This is a genomic window from Burkholderia sp. EMB26, assembly GCF_024730645.1.
In the GTDB taxonomy this organism is placed as follows: domain Bacteria; phylum Pseudomonadota; class Gammaproteobacteria; order Burkholderiales; family Burkholderiaceae; genus Burkholderia; species Burkholderia cenocepacia.
In genome coordinates this window covers 2,994,522-3,016,077 of the sequence record NZ_CP078070.1, presented here as the reverse complement: position 1 = coordinate 3,016,077, position 21,556 = coordinate 2,994,522, and the positions used below count along the sequence as shown (strand labels likewise).

Genomic DNA, 21,556 nt, shown 5'->3' with positions numbered 1-21,556 from the left:
AAAGGGCGCGGCCGCGGTTTCCCGCAGCCGCGCCCCGTTTGTGTGAGCCGCTTCTTAGTCGAGCGGCGCGGAACGCAGGTCGCTCACCTGTTGCGGCGAGATCGGCGTACCGTTGTTACCCCAAGACATCCGGATATACGTGACGACCGCCGCGACTTCCTGGTTCGACAGCGACTGTGCGAACGGCGGCATCCCGTACGGACGCGGATTCTTGAACGTGCTCGGCGGATAGCCGCCATTCAGCACCATGCGGATCGGGTTGACGGCCGATTCCATCATGATCGAGTGGTTGCCCGCGAGCGGCGGATAGGCCGGCGGCTTGCCGGCGCCGGTTTCGGCGTGGCAGGTCGCGCAGTTGTCCGCGTAGATCTTCTTGCCCTGGTCGAACAGCGCGTTGCCGAACTGCTTCGACGGCTCGTACTGCATGTTCTTCGGCGCTTCAGCCTTCTGCGGGATCGACTTCAGGTACGTCGACATCGCGCGCGTATCTTCGTCGGTCATGTACTGCAGGCTGTTGTGGACCACGTCCGCCATCGGGCCGAATACCGCACCCTTCTGCGACACGCCGGCCTGCAGCAGGTCGGACAGCTCCTGCACGTGCCAGTCGCCGAGGCCGAGTTCCTTGTCGTTCGTCAGCGACGGCGCATACCAGTTCTGCAGCGGGATCAGGCCGCCGGCGAACGCCGACGAGCTCACCGGGCCGCCCATCATGTTGATCGACGTGTGGCACATCGAGCAATGGCCGAGGCCTTCGACGAGATACGCGCCGCGGTTCCATTCGACCGACTTCGTCGGGTCCGGCTTGTATTCGCCTTCCTTGAAGAACAGCGTGCGCCAGCCGATCAGCAGGTTGCGGTTGTTGAACGGGAACTTCAGTTCGTGCGGACGGCTCGGCACCGACACCGGCGGGACCGAACGCAGGTACGCGTAGATCGCGTCCGAATCGGCGCGCGTGACCTTCGTGTAGCTCGCGAACGGGAAGCCCGGGTACAGCAGGCTGCCGTCCTTCGAGCGGCCCGTGTGCATCGCGCGGTAGAAGTCGTCCGACGTCCACTTGCCGATACCGTTCTGGTCGTCCGGCGTGATGTTCGGCGTGTACATCGTGCCGAACGGCGTCGCCATCGGCAGGCCGCCCGCGAACGACTTGCCGCCGCGCACGGTGTGGCACGCGATACAGTCGCCGACGCGCGCGAGGTATTCGCCCTTCTTGATCAGCGCGGCCTGGTCGGCCGGCGTGGCCGCGACGGCGGCAGCGCCGTGCAGTGTGTCGTTGCCCGGCCACAGGACCGGCACGAGGGCGGCAGCCGCGACGATCGCGACGGCCGAGAGTGCAAACAGGGACTTGCGTTTCATTGTGTCTGTCTCCCTTGCCTTATTGCGGTTCGCTGCCGCAGGCGAGCGGAGTCTTCATCGAACGCGCCGGGGCCGGCACGGGGTTGGCGGGCGCCGGTTGCGCGGCGAGCCATGCGGTCACGGCCGTCACGTCTTCGTCGGAAAGCTTCGCGGCGATGTCGTGCATGCAATCGGGTGCCTTCGCGTGGCGGTTGCCCGAGCGCCATGCGCCGAGCTGCGCGCTCAGGTAATCGGCGTGCAGGCCGACGAGGCCCGGGATCGCCGGCTGCATGCCGGTCAGCCCAGCGCCGTGGCAGGCTACGCAAGCCGGCAGCTTGCGGGACGGGTCGCCCTGCGTGACGAGCTGCTTGCCGCGTGCGAGCGTCGCGGCCGGCAGCGTCGGCTTCGCCGGCGTCGGGTACGGCGGACGTTCGGCCGAGAAATGCTCGGCGATTTCGCGCAGGTAGTCGTCGCTCAGGTACGTCAGCAGGTAGTTCATCGGCGGGTACTTGCGCCGGCCGTCACGGAAGTTGACGAGCTGGTTGTACAGGTACTCGGCCGGCTTGCCGGCAAGACGCGGGAAATAGTCGTTGTCCGTGCCCTGGCCGTGGACGCCGTGGCATGCGGTACAGCCGCGCACGCGCTCGGCCATGGTATCGGGTGCCTTGAGCGGCGCCTGCTGGGCGTGCGCTTGCTCCGTGGGCTTGGTCTGCGCTTGGGCAGCGCTCATAAGGCCCGCGCCGCCGATCATCAGAACGGCGAGCAGCGGACGGAAGAGGCGTCTTGAAGACACACGAGACTCCATGTTTATTCGTCGGGGACCTTGTCCGGGCTACGATCGGCTCGGCGCATGGACGGCAGGACAGCCGGGCTGCTGCGACGCGGCATTCTATCATCGATGGGTAATGACGGCTATTTGACGAAAGGACATCGGTTCCTGTCTGTTTGCGACTTGCGACAATTTGACGCGCATTGCGGTGGGGCCGTGTGAACCGGCGTGCGTTTTCACCATCGAAGACCGTACACTCGCGGGTCGCGCGGCGCCTGCGCCGCAGGTCCAGTCATTTCTCCCGTTTCCGGATTCATCGATGACGTTTTTTACCGTGCCGTTGCCTGCCTCACGCTGTCCGTCCCGTTGCCGCCGCATTGCCGGCCTGCCGCTTGCGGGAGGGTGCGCGCGATGAAGTTCGACAGCTTGTGGATCGGCCAGGTCGCGCTCGCGGCGCTGATGGATGCGGCGTTCGCGATGGCGGTCGGCTCGGCGCTGCTCAAGGCGTGGCTCGGCAAGGACGGCGCGCGGCCGGTCGTCGCGCCGTCGCACCCCGCATGGCTGCGCGCGCAACATTCGCTGGTCGCGGCGGCGCTGGCGCTGGTGCTCGCCGATCTCGGCTGGCTCGTCTACGAGGCCGCGACGATGAGCGGCGCGGGGCTCGGCGGCGCGTTCGCCGCGATCCCCGTCATGCTGATGCAGACGCACACGGGCTTCGCGTGGAGCGTCGCGTTCGCCGGCGCGGTGGTGCTCGCGATCGTCGCGCTCGCGAAGCCGGATGGCCCGCTCGCGCATGCGGTGCTGTGGCTCGCGGTGATCGTGGTCGCGGCCGGCAAGGCGTCGCTCGGCCATGCGGCCGACAGCGGCGTGGTGTCCGCGGCGGTCGGCGTGCAGACGCTGCACCTGCTGGCCACCGCCGTCTGGGGCGGCCTCGTGCTCGCGGGCGGGCTCGCGGTGCTGCCGGCGCTCGGGTCGTCGGTCGCGCGCGGCGCGCTGATCCGCATCGGCCAGCACCTGTCGCGCACGTCGATCGTCGCGGTGGTCTTCGTGCTCGGGACGGGCGTGCTCAACGCGATCCGCGGGCTCGGCGGCTCGCTCGCGCCGCTCGACGGCAGCACGTGGGGACGCGTGTTGCTGCTGAAGCTGCTGCTCGTCGCGCTCGCGCTGGTGCTCGGCGGGCTCAACCGCTTCTCGGCGCTGCCGCGTCTGCGCCGCACCGCGTCGACCGAGGACGCGCACACGTTCCGCAACATCCTGCATCTCGAAGGGATGACGATGATCGGCGTGTTCGTCGCGGCGGCCGTGCTGTCGTTCAGCGTGCCGGGGTTCGCGGCGCTCGGCTGACGACCGAACGGCGCGGCCCGACGCGAGATGCCGGCGCGCGGCGGGCGTGGCGCGGATGCAAGAACGGCCGCCTGGTCGGGGCGGCCGTGTCGAACGTGTGGCGCGGCGCGCGTGCCGCGCCACCCGGCTTCGTCATCTCACGCGTTCATCACCATTCGGCGACGCTGCCGTCCGCGTGGCGCCACACCGGGTTGCGCCAGCGATGGCCGGTCTTCGCCATCTCGCGCACCTTCTCCTCGTTCACGTCGATGCCGAGCCCCGGGCCCTGCGGGATCGCGACGAAGCCGTCCTCGTAGCGGAACACTTCGGGGTTGCGCAGGTAGTCGAGCAGGTCGTTGCCCTGGTTGTAGTGGATGCCGAGGCTCTGTTCCTGGATGAACGCGTTGTAGCTGACCGCGTCGAGCTGCAGGCACGCGGCGAGCGCGATCGGCCCGAGCGGGCAGTGCAGCGCGAGCGCGACGTCGTAGCTTTCCGCGAGCGTCGCGATCTTGCGGCACTCGGTGATGCCGCCCGCGTGCGACGCGTCCGGCTGGATGATGTCGACGTAGCCGCCCGCGAGGATGTGCTTGAAGTCCCAGCGCGAGTACAGCCGTTCGCCGAGCGCGATCGGCGTGTTGGTCTGGTTGACGATGTCGCGCAGCGCTTCGGCGTTCTCCGACAGCACCGGCTCCTCGATGAACATCAGCTTGTACGGGTCGAGTTCCTTCGCGAGCACCTTCGCCATCGGCTTGTGCACGCGGCCGTGGAAGTCGACGCCGATCCCGACGTGCGGGCCGACCGCGTCGCGCACCGCCGCGACGTTCGCGATCACCTGCTCGACCTTGTCGTAGGTGTCGACGATCTGCAGCTCTTCGGAGCCGTTCATCTTCACGGCCTTGAAGCCGCGCTCGACGACCGCGCGCGCATTGTTCGCGACGTCGCTCGGGCGGTCGCCGCCGATCCACGAATACACCTTGATGCGGTCGCGTACCTGGCCGCCCAGCAGCGCGTGCACGGGCACGCCGTGATGCTTGCCCTTGATGTCCCACAGCGCCTGGTCGACGCCCGCGATCGCGCTCATCATGATCGGGCCGCCGCGGTAGAAGCCCGCGCGGTACATCACCTGCCAGTGATCCTCGATCAACAGCGGGTCGCGGCCGACGAGGTAGTCGGCCAGTTCCTGCACGGCGGCCTCGACGGTGTGCGCGCGGCCTTCGACGACCGGCTCGCCCCAGCCGATGATGCCCTCGTCGGTTTCGATCTTGAGGAACAGCCAGCGGGGCGGAACGACGAAAGTTTCGAGGCGGGTGATTTTCATGACGCGAGTCTCCATGATTGACCGGCGCGGCCGGGGCGCACGATCCGTGCTTTCGCGGTTATCCTAGCGTAGTCGAATAAAAAATAGTATTAATAGCATTAATGTGCAGATAGTGGGCAGCCCGCCCGACGGAGAACGATCATTCAACGCGACCTGCATGGACAGACGGCCTTCCGGCTCGCGACGGCGATCCTGCGCGGCGACTATCCGCCCGAATCGCTGCTGCCGAGGGAACCCGACCTGATGGAGATGTACGGCGTGAGCCGCACGGTGATGCGCGAGGCGCTGCGCACGTTGACGTCGAAGGGGCTGGTCGAATCGCGGCCGAAGGTCGGCACGCGCGTGCGGCCGCGTCGTGCGTGGAACCTGCTCGATGCCGACCTGCTCGACTGGTATGCGCGCGTCGCGCCGCCGCTCGCGTTCGCGCTGAAGCTGCAGGAGATGCGCGAGATGATCGAGCCGCACGCGGCCGCGCTGGCCGCGCGCACCCATACGCCCGAAGCGTTCGACGCGATCGACGACGCGGTGCGGGCGATGGCCGCCGCGCGCAACGTCGACGAATGGGTGCGCGCCGACCTGCGCTTTCACCTGAGCGTGCTGGAGGCCGGCGGCAACGAGCTGCTGGTGCCGCTCGGCGCGCTGATCGATCGCACGCTCGAGGCGCAACTGCAGCTGAACGCGCGCCGGGCCGAGGTGTACAACGCGTCGCTTGCCGAGCACACGGCCGTCAGCGACGCGATCCGCGTGCGCGACGAGGACGGCGCGCGCCACGCGATGGCGATGCTGCTCGCGGTGACGCGCGCGCGGATCGAGATGTCGTGACGGACGCGAGGCGGGCGGCGCCGGCGGCGTGCCGTCAGGCGTTCGCGCAACCGCCCGGCTTGTGGATGCGTTCCGTCGACGGCGGGTACTTCGCGAGGAGGCTCGCCGGCCGCCGCGGGCGGGCGACCAGGTCGCCGCCGCAGTTCGGGCAGCGGCCCTTCAGCACGTCGTCCGCGCAGGTCGCGCAAAACGTACATTCGAATGTGCAAATGCGCGCTTCCGCCGAATCGGGCGGCAGGTCCTTGTTGCAGCATTCGCAGCCGGGGCGCAGTTCGAGCATGACGGTCTCCTGGGTCGGTGAGGGATGGGCGCCGCCCGGGCATTGCGTGCGGCGCATGCGAGCGCTACTGTACGCGCTTGGATCGGCCCGGCCAACGGTGTCCCGCCCGGGCGCCGGCGATGCGCACGGGCTGCACCGGGAGACGACCATGCTTTATCGCGGAAGCTGTCATTGCGGAGACGTGACGTTCGAGGCGGAAGGTGACCTGCAGGGCGTGATGGCGTGCAACTGCTCGATCTGCCAGCGCAAGGGCGCGCTGATGTGGTTCGTGCCGCGCGATCACATGAAGCTGCTGACGCCCGACGAGCATCTCGCGACCTACATGTTCAACAAGCACGTGATCCAGCATCGCTTCTGCAAGCGCTGCGGGATTCATGCGTTCGGCGAAGGCGTCCATCCGGACGGCACCGCGATGGCCGCGATCAACGTGCGCTGCCTGGAAGGCGTCGACCTCGACGCGCTGCCCGTCACGCACTACGACGGCCGCTCGCTCTGAGCGGCGCATCGGCGCGGGCGCCTGCGGGCCGCGATCGCGTCACGACGGTTGCACGGCCGCCGCGTTCGGCGCGGGCGTTTCCGCTTGCGGCGCCGGTCCGGCGGTGCGCGTGCCGGCGCTGGCCGGGCGTTCGATCAGCGGCGCGAGCGCCGGCGCCATCGACTTCAGCAACTGCACGGCCATCGCGCTCGTGAAGTCGTAGCGCGCCGCATACGGCTCATGCGCGGTCGCCGTCAGCACGCCGAAGAACCGGTCGCCGAGTGCGAACACGAAGGTGCCGCTGCGATTGACCTTGCGCGACTCGATCAGCCGCGCGCCGCGCGCATAGACGTTGAAGCGCTGGTCGCCCGTCCCCGTCTTGCCGTACACGTCGAGCGTCTTGCCGTCCGGCAGCGTGAGCCCGCCTGCGAGGCGGCGCGCGGTGCCGTTGAGCACGACGTCGCGCAGCAGCGTGTGCGTCACGTTGACGATCTCCGGCGCCAGCATCGGCTGCGGCTGCGCGGCCGCGCGCACGAAGCGCGTTTCGTACGGCGTGCCCTTCGCGAAATCGAGCCGCGTGATCGTTTCGGTCGGCGCCTTCTGGCCGCCGTTGGCGATCAGGCCGATCAGTTTCGCGAGCGCGTCGGGCTGGTCGCCCGATGCGCCGATCGCGGCTGCATACGACGGCGTCACTTCCGCGAACGGATAGCCGAGCGCGCGCCACGACTTCGTGATCTCCGCGTACGCACGCAGCTCGACCATGCGGCGGATGCGCCGGTCCTGCGTCGCGTGGTAGCGGGTCTTGTACAGCCACGAATACGTGTAGAAACGCGCATCGCGGCTGTCGCGCTGAACCTCGGCGAGCGATGCGCCCGGATGCGCGCGCAGGTAGTTGAGTGTCCACAGCGCGAGCGGATGGACGCTCGCGATATAGCCGCGATCGTTGAGATTGAAGCGGTCGATCGCGTATTTCGCGTAGAGCGCGGCGAGATCGTCGTCGGACAGCGTCGCGGCCGGCGTGCCCTTCAGTTGCGCACGCATCTGCGCATTGAACCATGCGGGCGATTCGTTCGGCGCGACGCTGCGCAGCACCGTCGCGAGCTTCGGCGGCGACTTGCGGACGTCGCGCAGCATCAGCGCGAGTGCGTCGTCGGGCGCCTTGCCCGCATAGCGCGTGTAGTAGCGCTTCACGTAGACCTGGCTTTCGCCGTCGACGAATTGCTGCAGGTAGTGCTGGCGCTGCGCGGGATCGTTGAGCCACGACGACGACGGCCCGGCCGCCTGCAGCGTCTCGTAGTGGACGATGTCGCGCATCAGCCGCACGAACACCAGGTTCACCGAATGCTCGAATGCCGCGTGCAGCGTCATGATGCGGCCGTTGTCCGACTTCTCGAAGTTGGAGAACACCTGCGCGCCGCCGCCCGTGTAGAACACGTCCGGGCTCGCCGAATACTTGCGTTCGACGGAGGCGTCGAGCATCGCCTGCAGCGAGCGGTCGCGCGTATGCGACAGATAGTCGAGCGCCCAGCGCGACAGCCCGTCGATCGGATCGGGCTTCACGCGCGCGAGCTCCGCGTTCGACAGGTTCGCGTAGCGCGCATGCAGGTCGGAGACGATCTGCAGGTACGTGATCAGCGTGCGCAGCTTCGCGGTCGAGCCGAGATTGATGCGGCCGCCGCGATTCACGTCGAACGGCTGGTTCACGCTGTCGGTCTGCACGCGCAGCAGGTTCGCGCCGTTGCGGTGTTCGTAGAGCGTGAAGCTGTACGTGAGGTGCGACGGGTCGTCCTTCGGCGCGAGCATTTCGAAACCGTACAGGCCGGCGGCCTGTGCGCCTTCACGCGTCGACGCTTGCGCGAGCCGCGCGGCGACCGCCTGCTGCACGCCGTTGTCGAGCGTGCTGGTCGCCTGGAGATCGAGCTGGTCGAGCTGGTACAGGTCGCTGATGCCGAGCGCCGACAGCAGCGACGCGCGCGCGGACGTGACGGCCTTGCGCGACACGAACGACTGCACGCGCGCGGCGGCCGGCGGCGCGCTGCGTTCGATCTGCGCGGCGAGCGCGGCATCGCGCAGCGCGGGCGAGATCACGCCGCCGTTCGACAGCAGCCGCAGGTAGCTGTCGGTCAGCTTCTGCAATGCCGGATAGCCGCGGTTCAGGAAGTACGACGGCGCGCGCTGCGCGATCAGCAGCGACAACACCTCGCGGAACGTCTTGCCCTGCTGATCGACGTTGTCGCCGGTCGTCGGCGCGGACAGTACGCGATTCACGTCGTTGAAGTCGCGGCCGTACCACGCGGCGAGACCGTCGCCGATGCCGGTGATTTCGCCCACGTGCGGCCGCGCGGCGAGCGGCACCGAGTTCAGGTAGCGCACGACGATCGTGCGGCGCGCGAGCATCGTCTGCGGACCGTTCAGGTAGGCGCGCACCGACGCGGAGGCGATCTGCCGCAGCTTTTCGGGCGGCGTCGCGGTGCGGCCCTCGGGCGAATGGCGGAACTTCTCGATCTGCGTCGCGAGCGTGCTGCCGCCCGGGCGCGCCTGGTGGCGGTTGACGACGTGCAGCGCCTGGTCGGCGAGCGCGCGGCTGAAGCGTCCCCAGTCGATCGCCGGGTTGCGGTTCGGCTCGTTCGCATCGAGCAGGTAGCGATCCTCGATGAACAGCAGCGAATCGGTGATCACGCGCGGCACCGTGTCGAAATCGGCATAGACGCGCTGCGGAAACACGGTCGCGAACAGCGGCGAGCCGGTCGAATCGAACAGCATCAGGCCCGTCTGGTCTTTCTCTTCGTAAGGGAGGAACAGCCCGCGCTCGCCGAGCGACAGCATCCGCTGCGAATCGCGCGCCTGCTCGCTGACGACGAAGCCGCGTGCGAGCAGCCGCTGCTGGAACGCGGGAATCATCGCGTAGCCGAAGCGCTGGTCGTACGGGCCGTTTGCCGGGAAGCGGATGTGATCGCTCGGCCCCGCCTCGACCGTGTAGCCGACGTCGCGGGTGAGCTCGGACAGGTAGTGCGCCTGCAACCGGGACGTTTCGATCTCGGTCTGCACGAGCCGTGCGACGATCGCGACCGCGATCAACAGTGCGGCGAGCAAGGACCACTTGACCCACGTCCACACCGAGGCGGGACCGGTCACGCGCGGCAGGATACGATTCAGCGGCCGATTCATGGCGGCGTCTCCCTGAGGGCGCGGTTATCCGGCCGCACCCCATTAAGGATTAGTGTAGTCCTCCGCGGCGGGCTGCCAAGGGCGGTTGACTACCGAGATGCGCCGGCGCAACAGGCGTGCCCACGCGAGCCGCGCGGCGGCTCGCGGGCCGTCGGGGCGCCTGCCGGCGCGCCGCCGCGACCAGGCGAGGGCCGCGCGGGCGGCGGCGAATCGGTGTGAAAAATGGTGTGCGATGCCACCCTTCATTCAACCGACGAAATGGTCGATCAGGTGATCGACGAAAAGCCGGGCCTTGCGCGGAAAGTGACGGCGGCTCGGGTATGCGACGTTCATCTCGAGCGTCTCGAGCCGATAGCCGGGCAGCAGCGCGAGCAGTTGGCCGTCGTCGAGATCCGACTGGACGAGGAAGTCCGGCAGGACCGCGATGCCCATGCCGGACAGCGCCCAGTTGCGGATCAGCCCGACGTTGTTCGACGACGCGGACTTGTTCGGGCGCACGGTGATGCGCGTCTGGTCGTGATCGAACGACAGGTATTCGCCCATGAAGTCGGCATGGAACGACAGGCACGCGTGCGACGCGAGGTCGTGCGGATGCGCGGGCGCGCCATGCCGGTCGACATAGTGCGGTGCGGCGCAGACGATCTGCTTGAGCCGCGTGAGCGGGCGCTTCACCAGCGTGTTGTTGCTGATGTGCTGGGACAGCAGCAGCCCGACGTCGAAGCCCTCCGACACGAGGTCGACGTGACGATCCACGATCGTGACCTCCGGCACGATGGCCGGGTGGCGCATCTTGAACGCGTCGATGGCCGGCGCGAGCACGTGCATGCCGAACATGACCGGCGCGGCGATTTTCAGCGATCCGATCGGTTCGTGATGCATCGACGCGATGGTTTCCTCGACCCGGTCGATTTCGTCGATCACGTGACGGATCTGCGCCAGATAGAGGTGGCCTGCGTCGGTCAGCGACAGGCTGCGGGTGGTGCGATTCAGCGGGCGGGCGCCAAGCCGGTCCTCGATGCTCATGACGAGGCGGGTGGCCGATGAATTGGAGATGTTCAGTTCCGTGGCGGCGCGCGCGAAACTACGAAGTTCGGCGACCTTGACGAATAGTCGCATCGGTAGGAGTTCGTCCATTTTCTTATCGATAAACAGAAGGCATTGATTGAATTCTATCTATCGGTTTGCTGAATTTTAACGCCCCGTTTTAATGAATGTTTATTATGGAATAGCGTGTTTATCGGGTGTGCGAACGGTCGGAGAATGGTAGGTTTTGAGGTGGGAAGGGCGTCGAATGAATGATTCGAATCGGCTTGCTATTAAGCCTTTTTGATGTATTTGTATTTAGTACTTGTACGAAAATATAGGCTATTTTTTTCATTAAAGCATCAGCATTATCGATGCAATGCGATGTCGAACCGGCTGTGTCCTGATCGCCATGACGACTTCATGCGATCGTGCCGGCGCACGGCTCCGATGGAACAGGGGAACGGGTCGTCGCAGGCAGGCGGGTTCGACGCGTCATGGTGTGTGAGCACACCGCGACGCCGAATAGCCGTGTGCGGCGAAGGCGTGTTGTGACGGCCGCCCGATGCGGAGGGCCTGCGTCGCGGCCGTGGCGAGCGGTGATATGCTCGCGGGACGCCCGCGACCGACCGGCAGTATCACGATACCCGTGCGCGGTTGCGTTGCGCGGCGTTTCCGAGGGAAGAACCGACATCATGAGCCGCAAATTCATTCTGAAGGGCGACACGACCGATCATGGCGGCGTCGTGCTCGAAGGGATCGCCAATTCGTCGTTCGACGGGCGCGAACTCGCGTATCTCGGCGCAGCCGTGTTCTGCGCGGCGTGCAAGTCGCCGGGCGTGATCGTGTCGGACGGCGGCGAGCGCACGATGACCGTGATGGGCAAGGTCGTCGCCCTCGAGCACGACCTGTGTCAGTGCCAGTGCACGCCGCTGCCGAAACTGATCGCATCGCAGGCAACCGGCACGATCTCGGGGTAACGCCCACCGCGCGGCGTCGAGCCTCCGAGGCTCGCCGTCAGACGCTGCCTTCGGTCTCGATCACTAGGATGCGCGCGACGCCGAGCGGATGCGCGACGTGTTCGGTGCCGACCGTCGCGTGGAAGACGTCGCCCGTCTCCAACACCGTCGCATGCTCGACGCCTGCCTCGCGGTAGCGCATCTCGACGCGGCCGTCGAGCACCGCGAATACCTCCTCGCCGTCGTTCACGTGCCAGCGATACGGCTGATCGGTCCAGTGCAGCCGGACCGTGATGCCGTTCAGGTTCGCGATGTCGAGGGCGCCCCACGCGCGGTCCGCGGTGAATGCGGCGCTCCGGATGATGTTCATCGAGATGGTCTCCCGCACGCGTGCGCGTTGCTTTCCCATGATTGTTCCGACATCCGCATTCAGCGCGGCGTCGCGCGCAGCGCGTGCTCGACGATCTGCTTGCGTTTCGCGAAGCCGGCGGCCGAACGTTCGGTGACGCGCTTCACGACCGCGGCCGGCGCGGTGTCGGGCGAGCCGGCGTCGAACGGCGGCGCCGGCGCATATTCGAGTTGCAGCTGGATCGCCTGCGCTTCTTCTTCGCCGACCAGCTCCGCGGCGATCGTCAGCGCGAAGTCGATGCCGGCCGTCACGCCGCCGCCCGTGACCAGGTTGCCGTCGCGCACGACGCGCTCGCGCACGGGTATCGCACCGAGCGGTTCGAGCAGCGCATGGAAGGCCCAGTGCGTCGTCGCGCGCCGCCCGCGCAGCAGGCCGGCCACGCCGAGCAACAGCGAACCCGTGCAGACCGACGTCACGTAGCGCGCGGTGGCCGCGCGCTGCTGCACGAACGCGATCGTTTCGGCATCGAGCAGCAGCTCGTTGATGCCGATGCCGCCCGGGATGCAGATCACGTCGAGCGGCGGGCAGTCGTCGAACGTGCAGGTCGGTGCGAGCGCGAGGCCGCTGCTCGACGCGACCGCGTCGCGCGACTTCCACACCAGATGGACGGCTGCGTCCGGCAGTGACGCGAGCACGTCGTGCGGGCCGGTGAGGTCGAGTTGCTGGACACCCGGAAAGACGAGAAGGCCGATATGCAGGGTCATGCGAAGACTCCGAGAGGAAGGGAACGCGCGCCGTTCGGCACGGGATGGACAGATCGATTCTAGGCGCGTAGTGTTTGGCGAAATTGCCATATCCCCCACGTTTTCAGCCAATCGCCATGCCAGCCATTGCCCCGCGTTCGATCCTGGTCCTCGCGTTTCCCCGTGCGCAACTGCTCGATGTGACGGGCCCGCTGCAGGTATTCGCGTCCGTCAACGAGCTCGCGCTGGAGCGCGGGCAGCCGGCGCCGTATGCGCCGCGCGTCGTGGCCGTCGAAGCGGGACCGGTCGAGACGTCGTCGGGCCTCGTCGTGATGGCCGAGTCGCTGCGCGCGGCCGCGCGCCATCCCGATACGCTGATCGTCGCCGGCGGCAAGGGCGTGCATGCGGCGTCGAAGGACGCGCGGATGGTGCGCTGGGTGCGGCAGCAGGCCGGGCGCGCGCGGCGCGTGGCGTCGGTCTGCACCGGTGCGTTCCTGCTCGCCGAAGCCGGCCTGCTCGACGGGCGGCGCGCGGTCACGCACTGGGCGCGCTGCGACGAATTCGCGGCGCGCTATCCGAACGTGCGCGTCGAACCGGACCCGATCTTCATCCGCGAAGGCGCGCTGTGGACGTCGGCCGGTGTGACGGCTGGCATCGATCTCGCGCTCGCGCTGGTCGAGGAGGATCTCGGGCGGGCGACCGCGCTCGACGTCGCGCGCGAACTCGTCGTGTTCCTGAAGCGTCCGGGCGGGCAGGCGCAGTTCAGCACGATGCTGTCGATGCAGCGCACCGCCGACCGGTTCGGCGAGCTGCACGCATGGATGGCCGAGCACCTGACGGCCGACCTGTCGGTGCCCGCGCTGGCCGAGCGCGTGAGCATGAGCGAGCGCAGTTTCGTGCGCCACTATCGCGCGGCAACCGGCCGCACGCCCGCGCGCGCGGTCGAACAGATCCGTGTCGAGGCCGCGCAACGCTTGCTCGGCGAAACGGCGTGGTCCGTCAAGCGGATCGCCGGGCGTTGCGGCTTCGGTTCCGAGGAGACGCTGCGGCGCAGTTTCGTGCGCGTGCTGGGCGTGTCGCCGCAGGGATATCGCGAGCGGTTCGTGCGGTAACGTACGACGGATGAGCGGGCTCGCCCGGAACTGCACGGAAACGACGCGATTTCCAGTCCGAAGCGTCGAAACTATTCGGCATTGGAGAACAATAGACGGGGGCTTGTGCCGCGCTTGCCGCGCGCTCTATTCTGTTCCGTTGGCGATTCGAAGGGGGAAGCAGCATGGACCGAATCCAGGCAATGGAAGTTTTTACCCGCGTGGTCGACGCGAACAGCTTCACGCGGGCGGCCGACACGCTCGCGATGCCGCGCGCGTCGGTGACGACCATCATCCAGAATCTCGAGGCGCTGCTCGGCGTGCGCCTGATGCACCGGACGACGCGCCGGCTGTCGCTGACGCCGGAGGGCGCCGCGTACTACGAGCATTGCATGAAGATCATCGCGGAGATCGCCGAGGCCGACGCGAGTTTCCAGACCGGCAACCGCAAGCCGAGCGGCGTGCTGCGCGTCCACATGCCGAGTTCGCTCGGGCGGCGCATCGTGCTGCCGTCGCTGTCGATCTTCCGGCAGCGCTATCCGGACATCACGCTCGAGCTGGGATTGTCCGACCGTTACGTCGATCCGGTCGAGGAAGGCATCGACTGCATGATCCGGGTCGGCCCGCTCGAGGATTCGTCGATGGTCGCGCGGCGCATCGGGATGCTCAAGCGCGTGACGTGCGCGTCGCCCGATTACCTCGCCCGTCACGGCGAGCCGAACGAGATTGCCGATCTCGTCGAACATCATGCGGTGAATTTCCGGTCGAGCCATGGCGCGCGGGCGATTCCGTGGGTGTTCATGATCGACGGCAAGCCGTTCGAGGTGCGGATGAACGGCAGCGTGACGGTCAACGACTCGGATGCGTACGTGACGTGCGGGCTCGAAGGCTTCGGGATGATCCAGCCGACGCTGTTCATGGTGCTGCCGAACCTGCTCGACGGATCGCTCGTCGAGGTGCTGCCGGACTGCAATCCGAAGCCGAAACCGATCTCGATCGTCTATCCGCACAACCGGCATCTGTCGCAGAAGGTGCGCGTGTTCGCCGACTGGATCGCGGAGGTGTTCGAGTCGACGCCGGCGCTGGAGGGCGGGGAGAACTGGCGGGGGAAGCTGCGGGCGCAGACGCCGGATGCGCAGCGCGGCGCGGTGGTGGCGTAGTCGCGGCGCAGCGCGCGGCCTGAAGGCGGGCAGCGCGCGACACCGCGTGGGCCGGATGAGGCAATGAAAAAAGCCGCTGTTTCTTTCGAAACAGCGGCTTTTCGCATTTGGTGGCGAATCAGGGATTCGAACCCCGGACCTGCGGATTATGATTCCGTCGCTCTAACCGACTGAGCTAATTCGCCGTGAAGACTTGAATTATGTCGATCGGCCGGTCAGCTGTCAATACCTTTTTCCATCTTTCCCGAAAAAAGTTGCCGGCGGCTCGTGCCGGCCTCCGTCGCGGGCGGGAGCCGGGCGCCGGAAGGCGATCCTCCGCCGGCCGTCCCCGCCGCGGACCCGACATCAATCCTGCGCGTAGATGTCCGAGTCCTTCGTCTCCTTGACGAACAGCAGGCCGATCACGAACGTGGCCAGCGCGATCACGATCGGATACCAGAGCCCCGAGTAGATGTTGCCCTTCGCCGCGACGATCGCGAACGCGGTTGCCGGCAGGAAGCCGCCGAACCAGCCGTTGCCGATGTGATAGGGCAGCGACATCGACGTGTAGCGGATCCGCGTCGGGAACATCTCGACCAGCATCGCGGCGATCGGGCCGTAGACCATCGTCACGAAGATCACGAGGATGGTCAGAATCACGATCGTCATCGGCCAGTTGAGCTGCGCCGGGTCGGCCTTCGCCGGATAGCCGGCCCCCTTCAGCGTCGACGCGAGCGTCTTGTCGAACGCCGCACCCTGCGTCTTCGCATCGGCCGCCTTGCCGTCGTAGGTCTGGATCACCGTGTCGCCGACCTTGATTTCGGCCAGCGTCCCGGCCGGGGCCGCGACGTTCTCGTAGTTCAGGCCGGCCTTCGCGAGCGCGCTTTTCGCGATGTCGCACGAGCTGGTGAACTTCGACGTGCCGACCGGGTTGAACTGGAACGAGCAGGTAGCCGGATCGGCGACGACCGTGATCGGCGCCTTCTGCGTCGCGAGTTCGAGCTGCGGGTTCGCGTAGTGCGTGAGCGCCTTGAACAGCGGGAAGTAGGTCAGCGCGGCGATCAGGCAGCCGGCAAGGATGATCGGCTTGCGGCCGATCTTGTCCGACAGCGAACCGAAGAACAGGAAGAACGGCGTGCCGATCAGGAGCGCGATCGCGATCAGGATGTTCGCGCTGGCGCCGTCGACCTTCAGCGTCTGCGTGAGGAAGAACAGCGCGTAGAACTGGCCCGTGTACCACACGACCGCCTGGCCGGCCGTCAGGCCGATCAGCGCGAGGATCACGATCTTCAGGTTCTTCCACTGGCCGAACGCTTCGGTCAGCGGCGCCTTCGACGTCTTGCCTTCCGCCTTGATGCGCAGGAACACCGGCGATTCATTCAGTTGCAGCCGGATCCACACCGATACCCCGAGCAGCAGGATCGACGCGACGAACGGCACGCGCCAGCCCCAATTGCCGAACGCTTCCTCGCCGATGAACGTGCGCACGCCGAGGATCACGAGCAGCGACAGGAACAGGCCGAGCGTGGCCGTCGTCTGGATCCACGCGGTGTAGAAGCCGCGACGGTTGGCGGGCGCATGCTCGGCGACGTAGGTCGCCGCGCCGCCGTATTCGCCGCCGAGCGCGAGGCCCTGCAGCAGCCGCATCGCGATGAAGATCACGGGAGCGGCGATGCCGATCGACGCGTAGCCGGGCAGGAAGCCGACCACGAACGTCGAGACGCCCATGATCACGATCGTCACGAGGAACGTGTGCTTGCGGCCGACGAGGTCGCCGAGCCGGCCGAACACGATCGCGCCGAACGGCCGCACCGCGAAACCGGCCGCGAAGCCGAGCAGCGTGAAGATGAACGCGGCGGTCGGATTGACGCCGGAGAAGAAGCTCTTGCTGATGTAGGCCGCGAGCGAGCCGGCCAGGTAAAAGTCGTACCACTCGAACACGGTGCCGAGCGACGACGCGAAGATCACCTTCTTCTCTTCGCCCGTCATCGGCGAGTGCGAAATTTGCCCGCCTAACGTTGCCATGAATCGTCTCCAAGTCCCTTGATATAGATGTGCGGCCGCCTTGGGAGGGGCGGGCCTGTCGACGATTATTGGCACGGAAACTTACGGCGCACTGACTCGCGCGCACAAAACGACTGCGCGTTAACCCGTGTCGAATCGGCGGCTTCGCGCGCGGATCGTGACGCGAACGTCCGGTAAAGCGCCGGTTTCGACGTATCTGCAGCCGAGCCGCGGCGGCGTACGTCAGGGTTAATCCGGGGCGGTGTCGGTCAGCGGCAGGCTGATGCGCACGAGCGTGCCGGCGAGACGCGGCGCATGCTGGTAGACGTGATCGTCGAGCGTCAGCGTGCCGCCGTGCTGCGTGGCGATCTCGCGCACGATCGCGAGCCCGAGGCCGCTGCCGTCGCCTTCGCGGCCGAGGATCCGGTAGAAGCGCTCGACGACGCGCTCGCGCTCGCCGGCCGGGATGCCGGGGCCGGTATCCTCGACTTCGAGATGCACGCGCCGCGCCGCGCGCTCGGCCCGCACGCGCACCGTGATGCGTCCGCCTTCCGGCGTGTAGCGGATCGCGTTGTCGATCAGGTTGCCGAGCATCTCGCGCAGCATCACCGGGTTGCCGTCGACGTCGAGCGGCGCGTCGTCGTCCGGGCCTTCGTAGCCGAGGTCCATGCGTTTCGCGAGCGCGGCCTGCACCCAGTCGCGCACCGCGCGCCGCGCGAGCGCGGCGATCTCGACCGGCTCGAACGTCAATCCGCTCGCACGGTTCTCGGCGCGCGCGAGCGCAAGCAGTTGCGTGACGAGCCGCGCGGCCTGCTCGGAACTCGTCGCGATCTGCTCGAGCGAGCGCTGCACGTCGGGCGGGACCGGGTGGCGCATCGCGAACTCGGCCTGCGTGCGCAGGCCCGCGAGCGGCGTCTTCATCTGGTGCGCGGCGTCGGCGATGAAGCGTTTCTGCAGCGCCATGTTCTGTTCGAGGCGTGCGAGCAGGTCGTTGAACGACGTGACGAGCGGTTCGATCTCGGGCGGCGCGCGCTGCGCCTCGACGGGCGACAGGTCGTCGGGCCGGCGCGCGCGGATGTGCGCCTGCAGCGCGTTGAGCGGCGCGAGCCCGCGCGACAGCCCGAACCAGACGAGCAGGATCGCGAGCGGCAGGATCACGAATTGCGGCAGGATCACGCCCTTGATGATGTCGTTCGCGAGCGCGTTGCGCTTGTCGAGCGTCTCGCCGACCTGCACCAGCACGGGCTGCGCGCCGCTCGTCTGCGGCAGCGCGACGGTCGTATACGCGACCCGCACGTCGTTGCCGCGCAGCAGGTCGTCGCGGAACACGACGACGCCCGGCGGCGGGCGGTCCTCGTCGCGCGGCAGCGGCATGTCGGCTTCGCCCGCGACCAGCTCGCCGCGCGTGCCGAGCACCTGGAAGTAGACGCTGTCGATGTTGTCCGCGCGCAGGAAGTCGCGCGTCTGCTCCGGCAGCGTCAGCTCGGCGACGCCGTTGACCGGATGGATCTGGCGCGCGAGCACGTACGCGTTGGTCTCGAGCGCGCGGTCGAACGGGCTGTTCGCGATCGTTTTCGCGACGAGATAGGTGACGGCGATGCTCATCGGCCACAGTAGCAGCAGCGGCGCGAGCATCCAGTCGAGGATTTCGCCGAACAGCGAGCGCGGGCGCGGCGTTTCGGGCGATTCGGTTTCGTCGGGCGGCGCGAACGGGTTCTCGTAGCGCGCGTCGCGTGCCTCGTCGGCGGCCGAGGACGGCGCGCCGGTCGGGTGGCGGGATTGGGCCGGCGTGGCCATCGCGGCGACGCCCGGCGTCAGCGCAGCGGCGTGCCGGCCGCCGCGGGCTGGGGCGCCGCCGTGTCGGCCGGCGTCGCGGGCGCGACCTTCTCGAGGCAATAGCCGAGGCCGCGCACGGTCGAGATCCGCACGCCGCTCGGTTCGATCTTCTTGCGCAGCCGGTGCACGTAGACTTCGATCGCGTTGTTGCTGACTTCCTCGCCCCATTCGCACAGGTGATCGACGAGCTGTTCCTTCGACACGAGCCGGCCGATTCGCTGCAGCAGCACCTCGAGCAGGCCCAGTTCGCGCGCGGAGAGATCGAGCACGTGATCGTTCGCATACGCGATGCGGCCGACCTGGTCGAACGCGAGCGAGCCGTGGCGCACGACGGTCGGGCCGCCGCCGGCGCCGCGCCGGGTCAGCGCGCGCACGCGCGCCTCGAGCTCGTTGAGCGCGAACGGCTTGGCCATGTAGTCGTCGGCGCCGAGGTCGAGTCCCTTCACGCGTTCGTCGACGCTGTCGGCGGCGGTCAGGATCAGCACGGGGAGATTGGAATTGCGCGCGCGCAGGCGCTTGAGCACGTCGAGCCCGGACATTTTCGGCAGCCCGAGATCGAGGATCAGCAGGTCGAAAGTCTGCATCGACAGCGCGGTGTCGGCGTCGACGCCGCTCTTCACGTGATCGACGGCATAGCCCGATTGGCGGAGTGACCGGGTGAGGCCGTCCGCGAGTATGCTGTCGTCTTCGGCGATGAGAATTCGCATGTTGCTGACCGATGCCGGCAGGGCGTTCGCGCCGGTGCGGCTGTCTCCGAAGTTATTCGTGCACAACGCGCTGCATTGCGGGCTTGCACAAAACACTGTTTTTTTATACAGTGTCTGCATTCGTGGGCAGCGCTTGAAAGGGGCGCGCCTCCAACAGACGCTGCTCATCATAGCAAAGGACGATTCATGGAAGATAGCAAGAAGGGCTCCGGGATGACCGCCGAGAAGAGCAAGGCGCTGGCGGCCGCGCTCGCGCAGATCGAAAAGCAGTTCGGCAAGGGCTCGATCATGCGGATGGGCGACGGCGAAGCGGCCGAGGATATCCAGGTCGTCTCCACGGGGTCGCTGGGTCTCGACATCGCGCTGGGCGTCGGCGGCTTGCCGCGCGGCCGGGTGGTCGAGATCTACGGTCCGGAATCGTCCGGTAAGACCACGCTCACGCTGCAGGTCATCGCCGAGCTGCAGAAGCTGGGCGGCACCGCGGCGTTCATCGACGCCGAGCACGCGCTCGACGTTCAATATGCCGCGAAGCTCGGCGTGAACGTGCCGGAGCTGCTGATCTCGCAGCCGGACACCGGCGAGCAGGCCCTCGAAATCACCGATGCGCTGGTGCGCTCGGGCTCGATCGACATGATCGTCATCGACTCGGTCGCGGCGCTCGTGCCGAAGGCCGAAATCGAAGGCGAGATGGGCGATTCGCTGCCGGGTCTGCAGGCCCGCCTGATGTCGCAGGCGCTGCGCAAGCTGACCGGTACGATCAAGCGCACGAACTGCCTCGTGATCTTCATCAACCAGATCCGGATGAAGATCGGCGTGATGTTCGGCAACCCGGAAACCACGACGGGCGGTAACGCACTGAAGTTCTACTCGTCGGTGCGTCTCGATATCCGCCGGATCGGCTCGATCAAGAAGAACGACGAGGTGATCGGCAACGAAACCCGCGTGAAGGTCGTCAAGAACAAGGTGTCGCCGCCGTTCCGCGAAGCGATCTTCGACATCCTGTACGGCGAAGGCATTTCGCGTCAGGGCGAGATCATCGATCTCGGCGTGCAGGCGAAGATCGTCGACAAGGCGGGCGCCTGGTACAGCTACAACGGCGAGAAGATCGGCCAGGGCAAGGACAACGCGCGCGAATTCCTGCGCGAAAATCCGGAAATCGCGCGCGAGATCGAGAACCGCATCCGCGAATCGCTCGGCGTCGTCGCAATGCCCGATGGCGCAGGCAACGAAGCCGAGGCGATGGACGAAGAAGAGTGATGGTTGCGCGCCGAGGTCAGGCCGGCGAGCCGGAGGAGCACGACACGCCCGAAACGGCGGGTCGCTCCGGCCGGCGAGGCGGATCCTCGGGCGCCGACCGGCGGAGCGCAGGCGGCAACGCCGCGAACCGCACCGCGACGAGGGCATCCGACGATGCCCTCGTTTCGTTTGAGATTGCCGCACCGGACGATCCGTTCGACGACGATGAGTCGTTCGACGCGCACGATCGGTCCCGCCGTCGCGTGTCCGGTGTCCGCTTCCCGGTCGATCGCACAGCCGATGCGCCGGCGACGGAAGATGTCTATACGCGCAGCAGCCAACATCCGCGCCGCGCACGCCGTGCAGCCGGCGCGTCTTCCGGCGATGCCTCGAGTGACGCGCCGGGCGCCCGCGAGCGCAAGTCGTCGAAGCCGCCGCGGTCGTTGAAGGGCCGCGCGCTCGGCTATCTGTCGAGGCGCGAATACAGCCGCGCGGAGCTCGCGCGCAAGCTCGCACCCTACGTCGGCGAGGACGAATCCGTCGAGCCGGTGCTCGATGCGCTGGAAAAGGAAGGCTGGCTATCCGACGCCCGTTTCGCCGAGAGCCTCGTGCATCGCCGCGCGTCGCGTGTCGGCGTCGCGCGCATCGTCGGCGAGCTGAAGCGCCACGCGGTCGGCGACAGTCTCGTCGAAGCGGTGAATGCACAATTGCGCGAGACCGAGTTGACGCGCGCGCAGGCCATCTGGCGCAAGAAATTCGGTGCACTGCCGCAAACGCCCGCCGAGCGCGCGAAGCAGGCGCGCTTCCTGGCCGCGCGCGGCTTCTCGAGCGCGACCATCGTGAAGTTGCTGAAGGTCGGCGACGATTTCCCGATCGACGACTGACGGGCCCGGTCGCGCGCGTGGCGCGCGATTTTGCTGCATTGCAACCGCTTCCGGACAGGCGGGAATACCCGCCGTCGCGGCAAACTGTCTCAAATACC

The 21,556-nt window shown here is 67.4% G+C and carries 20 protein-coding genes and 1 tRNA gene; 9 read left to right on the top strand and 12 right to left on the bottom strand.

The features are described from left to right. Positions 1-54: 54 nt before the first annotated feature. Positions 55-1,353, bottom strand: a complete 1,299-nt coding sequence (locus KU887_RS14220; protein WP_006477897.1) for a cytochrome c — start codon at positions 1,351-1,353, stop codon at positions 55-57. 19 nt (positions 1,354-1,372) lie between these two features. Continuing rightward, positions 1,373-2,137, bottom strand: a complete 765-nt coding sequence (locus KU887_RS14215) for a c-type cytochrome (protein ID WP_006483254.1) — start codon at positions 2,135-2,137, stop codon at positions 1,373-1,375. Between the two features lie 375 nt (positions 2,138-2,512). On the opposite strand from KU887_RS14215, the gene KU887_RS14210 reads away from it, so the two are divergent. Beyond that, positions 2,513-3,445 carry a CopD family protein gene (locus tag KU887_RS14210; RefSeq protein WP_059720733.1) on the top strand — a complete coding sequence of 311 codons (933 nt, stop codon included), beginning with the start codon at positions 2,513-2,515 and terminating at the stop codon, positions 3,443-3,445. Between the two features lie 148 nt (positions 3,446-3,593). On the opposite strand, the gene dgoD is transcribed toward KU887_RS14210, so the two are convergent. Then, positions 3,594-4,742, bottom strand: a complete 1,149-nt coding sequence (dgoD, locus tag KU887_RS14205; protein WP_006483258.1) for a galactonate dehydratase — start codon at positions 4,740-4,742, stop codon at positions 3,594-3,596. 138 nt (positions 4,743-4,880) lie between these two features. Here dgoD and KU887_RS14200 point away from each other — a divergent pair, with 138 nt between their 5' ends. Beyond that, the gene (locus KU887_RS14200; protein ID WP_034178258.1) at positions 4,881-5,564 is read left to right on the top strand and encodes a FadR/GntR family transcriptional regulator; all 684 of its coding nucleotides are present in this window, start codon (positions 4,881-4,883) and stop codon (positions 5,562-5,564) included. A gap of 34 nt (positions 5,565-5,598) precedes the next feature. Here KU887_RS14200 and KU887_RS14195 read toward each other — a convergent pair whose 3' ends face one another. Further along, on the bottom strand, positions 5,599-5,844 hold the full coding sequence (locus KU887_RS14195) for a DUF1272 domain-containing protein (RefSeq protein ID WP_048989297.1): 246 nt from the start codon (positions 5,842-5,844) through the stop codon (positions 5,599-5,601). A 148-nt stretch (positions 5,845-5,992) separates the two neighbouring features. Here KU887_RS14195 and KU887_RS14190 point away from each other — a divergent pair, with 148 nt between their 5' ends. Next, a complete protein-coding gene (locus KU887_RS14190; protein WP_043205698.1) occupies positions 5,993-6,340 on the top strand; it encodes a GFA family protein in 348 nt (115 codons plus the stop codon). Positions 6,341-6,379: 39 nt separating this feature from the next. Here the strand turns inward: KU887_RS14190 and KU887_RS14185 are convergent, their stop codons facing one another. Both KU887_RS14185 and KU887_RS14180 read right to left on the bottom strand, forming a co-directional pair. Beyond that, positions 6,380-9,487, bottom strand: coding sequence for a transglycosylase domain-containing protein (locus KU887_RS14185; protein WP_006497354.1), 3,108 nt, complete (start codon positions 9,485-9,487; stop codon positions 6,380-6,382). A gap of 246 nt (positions 9,488-9,733) precedes the next feature. Next, entirely contained in the window at positions 9,734-10,621 is an 888-nt protein-coding gene (locus KU887_RS14180; protein ID WP_258250435.1) for a LysR family transcriptional regulator, read from the bottom strand. A gap of 584 nt (positions 10,622-11,205) precedes the next feature. Between KU887_RS14180 and KU887_RS14175 the strand changes: the two genes are divergently transcribed. After that, positions 11,206-11,490 carry a PAAR domain-containing protein gene (locus KU887_RS14175; RefSeq protein ID WP_006483555.1) on the top strand — a complete coding sequence of 95 codons (285 nt, stop codon included), beginning with the start codon at positions 11,206-11,208 and terminating at the stop codon, positions 11,488-11,490. Positions 11,491-11,527: 37 nt separating this feature from the next. Here the strand turns inward: KU887_RS14175 and KU887_RS14170 are convergent, their stop codons facing one another. Together KU887_RS14170 and KU887_RS14165 are read right to left on the bottom strand one after the other, a co-directional pair. Beyond that, a complete protein-coding gene (locus tag KU887_RS14170) occupies positions 11,528-11,839 on the bottom strand; it encodes a cupin (protein WP_006497351.1) in 312 nt (103 codons plus the stop codon). A 59-nt stretch (positions 11,840-11,898) separates the two neighbouring features. Further along, positions 11,899-12,582: a DJ-1/PfpI family protein gene (locus tag KU887_RS14165; RefSeq protein ID WP_006483566.1), complete on the bottom strand. Its 684-nt coding sequence runs from the start codon at positions 12,580-12,582 to the stop codon at positions 11,899-11,901. A 116-nt stretch (positions 12,583-12,698) separates the two neighbouring features. Between KU887_RS14165 and KU887_RS14160 the strand changes: the two genes are divergently transcribed. Then, on the top strand, positions 12,699-13,673 hold the full coding sequence (locus tag KU887_RS14160) for a GlxA family transcriptional regulator (protein ID WP_258250434.1): 975 nt from the start codon (positions 12,699-12,701) through the stop codon (positions 13,671-13,673). A gap of 164 nt (positions 13,674-13,837) precedes the next feature. Next, positions 13,838-14,812, top strand: a complete 975-nt coding sequence (locus KU887_RS14155) for a LysR family transcriptional regulator (RefSeq protein ID WP_006483560.1) — start codon at positions 13,838-13,840, stop codon at positions 14,810-14,812. 108 nt (positions 14,813-14,920) lie between these two features. On the opposite strand, the gene KU887_RS14150 is transcribed toward KU887_RS14155, so the two are convergent. From KU887_RS14150 to KU887_RS14135, 4 genes are all read right to left on the bottom strand, one after another. Continuing rightward, positions 14,921-14,997: transfer RNA gene (locus tag KU887_RS14150), tRNA-Met, on the bottom strand. A 160-nt stretch (positions 14,998-15,157) separates the two neighbouring features. Further along, on the bottom strand, positions 15,158-16,816 hold the full coding sequence (locus KU887_RS14145) for an MFS transporter (RefSeq protein WP_006483562.1): 1,659 nt from the start codon (positions 16,814-16,816) through the stop codon (positions 15,158-15,160). 228 nt (positions 16,817-17,044) lie between these two features. Then, on the bottom strand, positions 17,045-18,592 hold the full coding sequence (locus KU887_RS14140; RefSeq protein ID WP_006497348.1) for a sensor histidine kinase: 1,548 nt from the start codon (positions 18,590-18,592) through the stop codon (positions 17,045-17,047). Between the two features lie 17 nt (positions 18,593-18,609). After that, positions 18,610-19,338 carry a response regulator transcription factor gene (locus KU887_RS14135; RefSeq protein ID WP_006497347.1) on the bottom strand — a complete coding sequence of 243 codons (729 nt, stop codon included), beginning with the start codon at positions 19,336-19,338 and terminating at the stop codon, positions 18,610-18,612. Between KU887_RS14135 and KU887_RS14130 the strand changes: the two genes are divergently transcribed. From KU887_RS14130 to recX, 3 genes are read left to right on the top strand one after another with little or no spacing between them, the layout of a single operon-like run. Next, complete coding sequence (locus KU887_RS14130) at positions 19,337-19,555, top strand: hypothetical protein (RefSeq protein WP_125332991.1); 219 nt, start codon at positions 19,337-19,339, stop codon at positions 19,553-19,555. The genes KU887_RS14135 and KU887_RS14130 overlap by 2 nt on opposite strands. After that, entirely contained in the window at positions 19,525-20,595 is a 1,071-nt protein-coding gene (gene recA, locus KU887_RS14125; RefSeq protein WP_006486701.1) for a recombinase RecA, read from the top strand. Before KU887_RS14130 ends, recA begins: the two co-directional genes overlap by 31 nt. Then, positions 20,595-21,458: a recombination regulator RecX gene (recX, locus tag KU887_RS14120; protein ID WP_060263454.1), complete on the top strand. Its 864-nt coding sequence runs from the start codon at positions 20,595-20,597 to the stop codon at positions 21,456-21,458. The genes recA and recX overlap by 1 nt, the downstream gene beginning before the upstream one ends. Positions 21,459-21,556 lie beyond the last annotated feature (98 nt).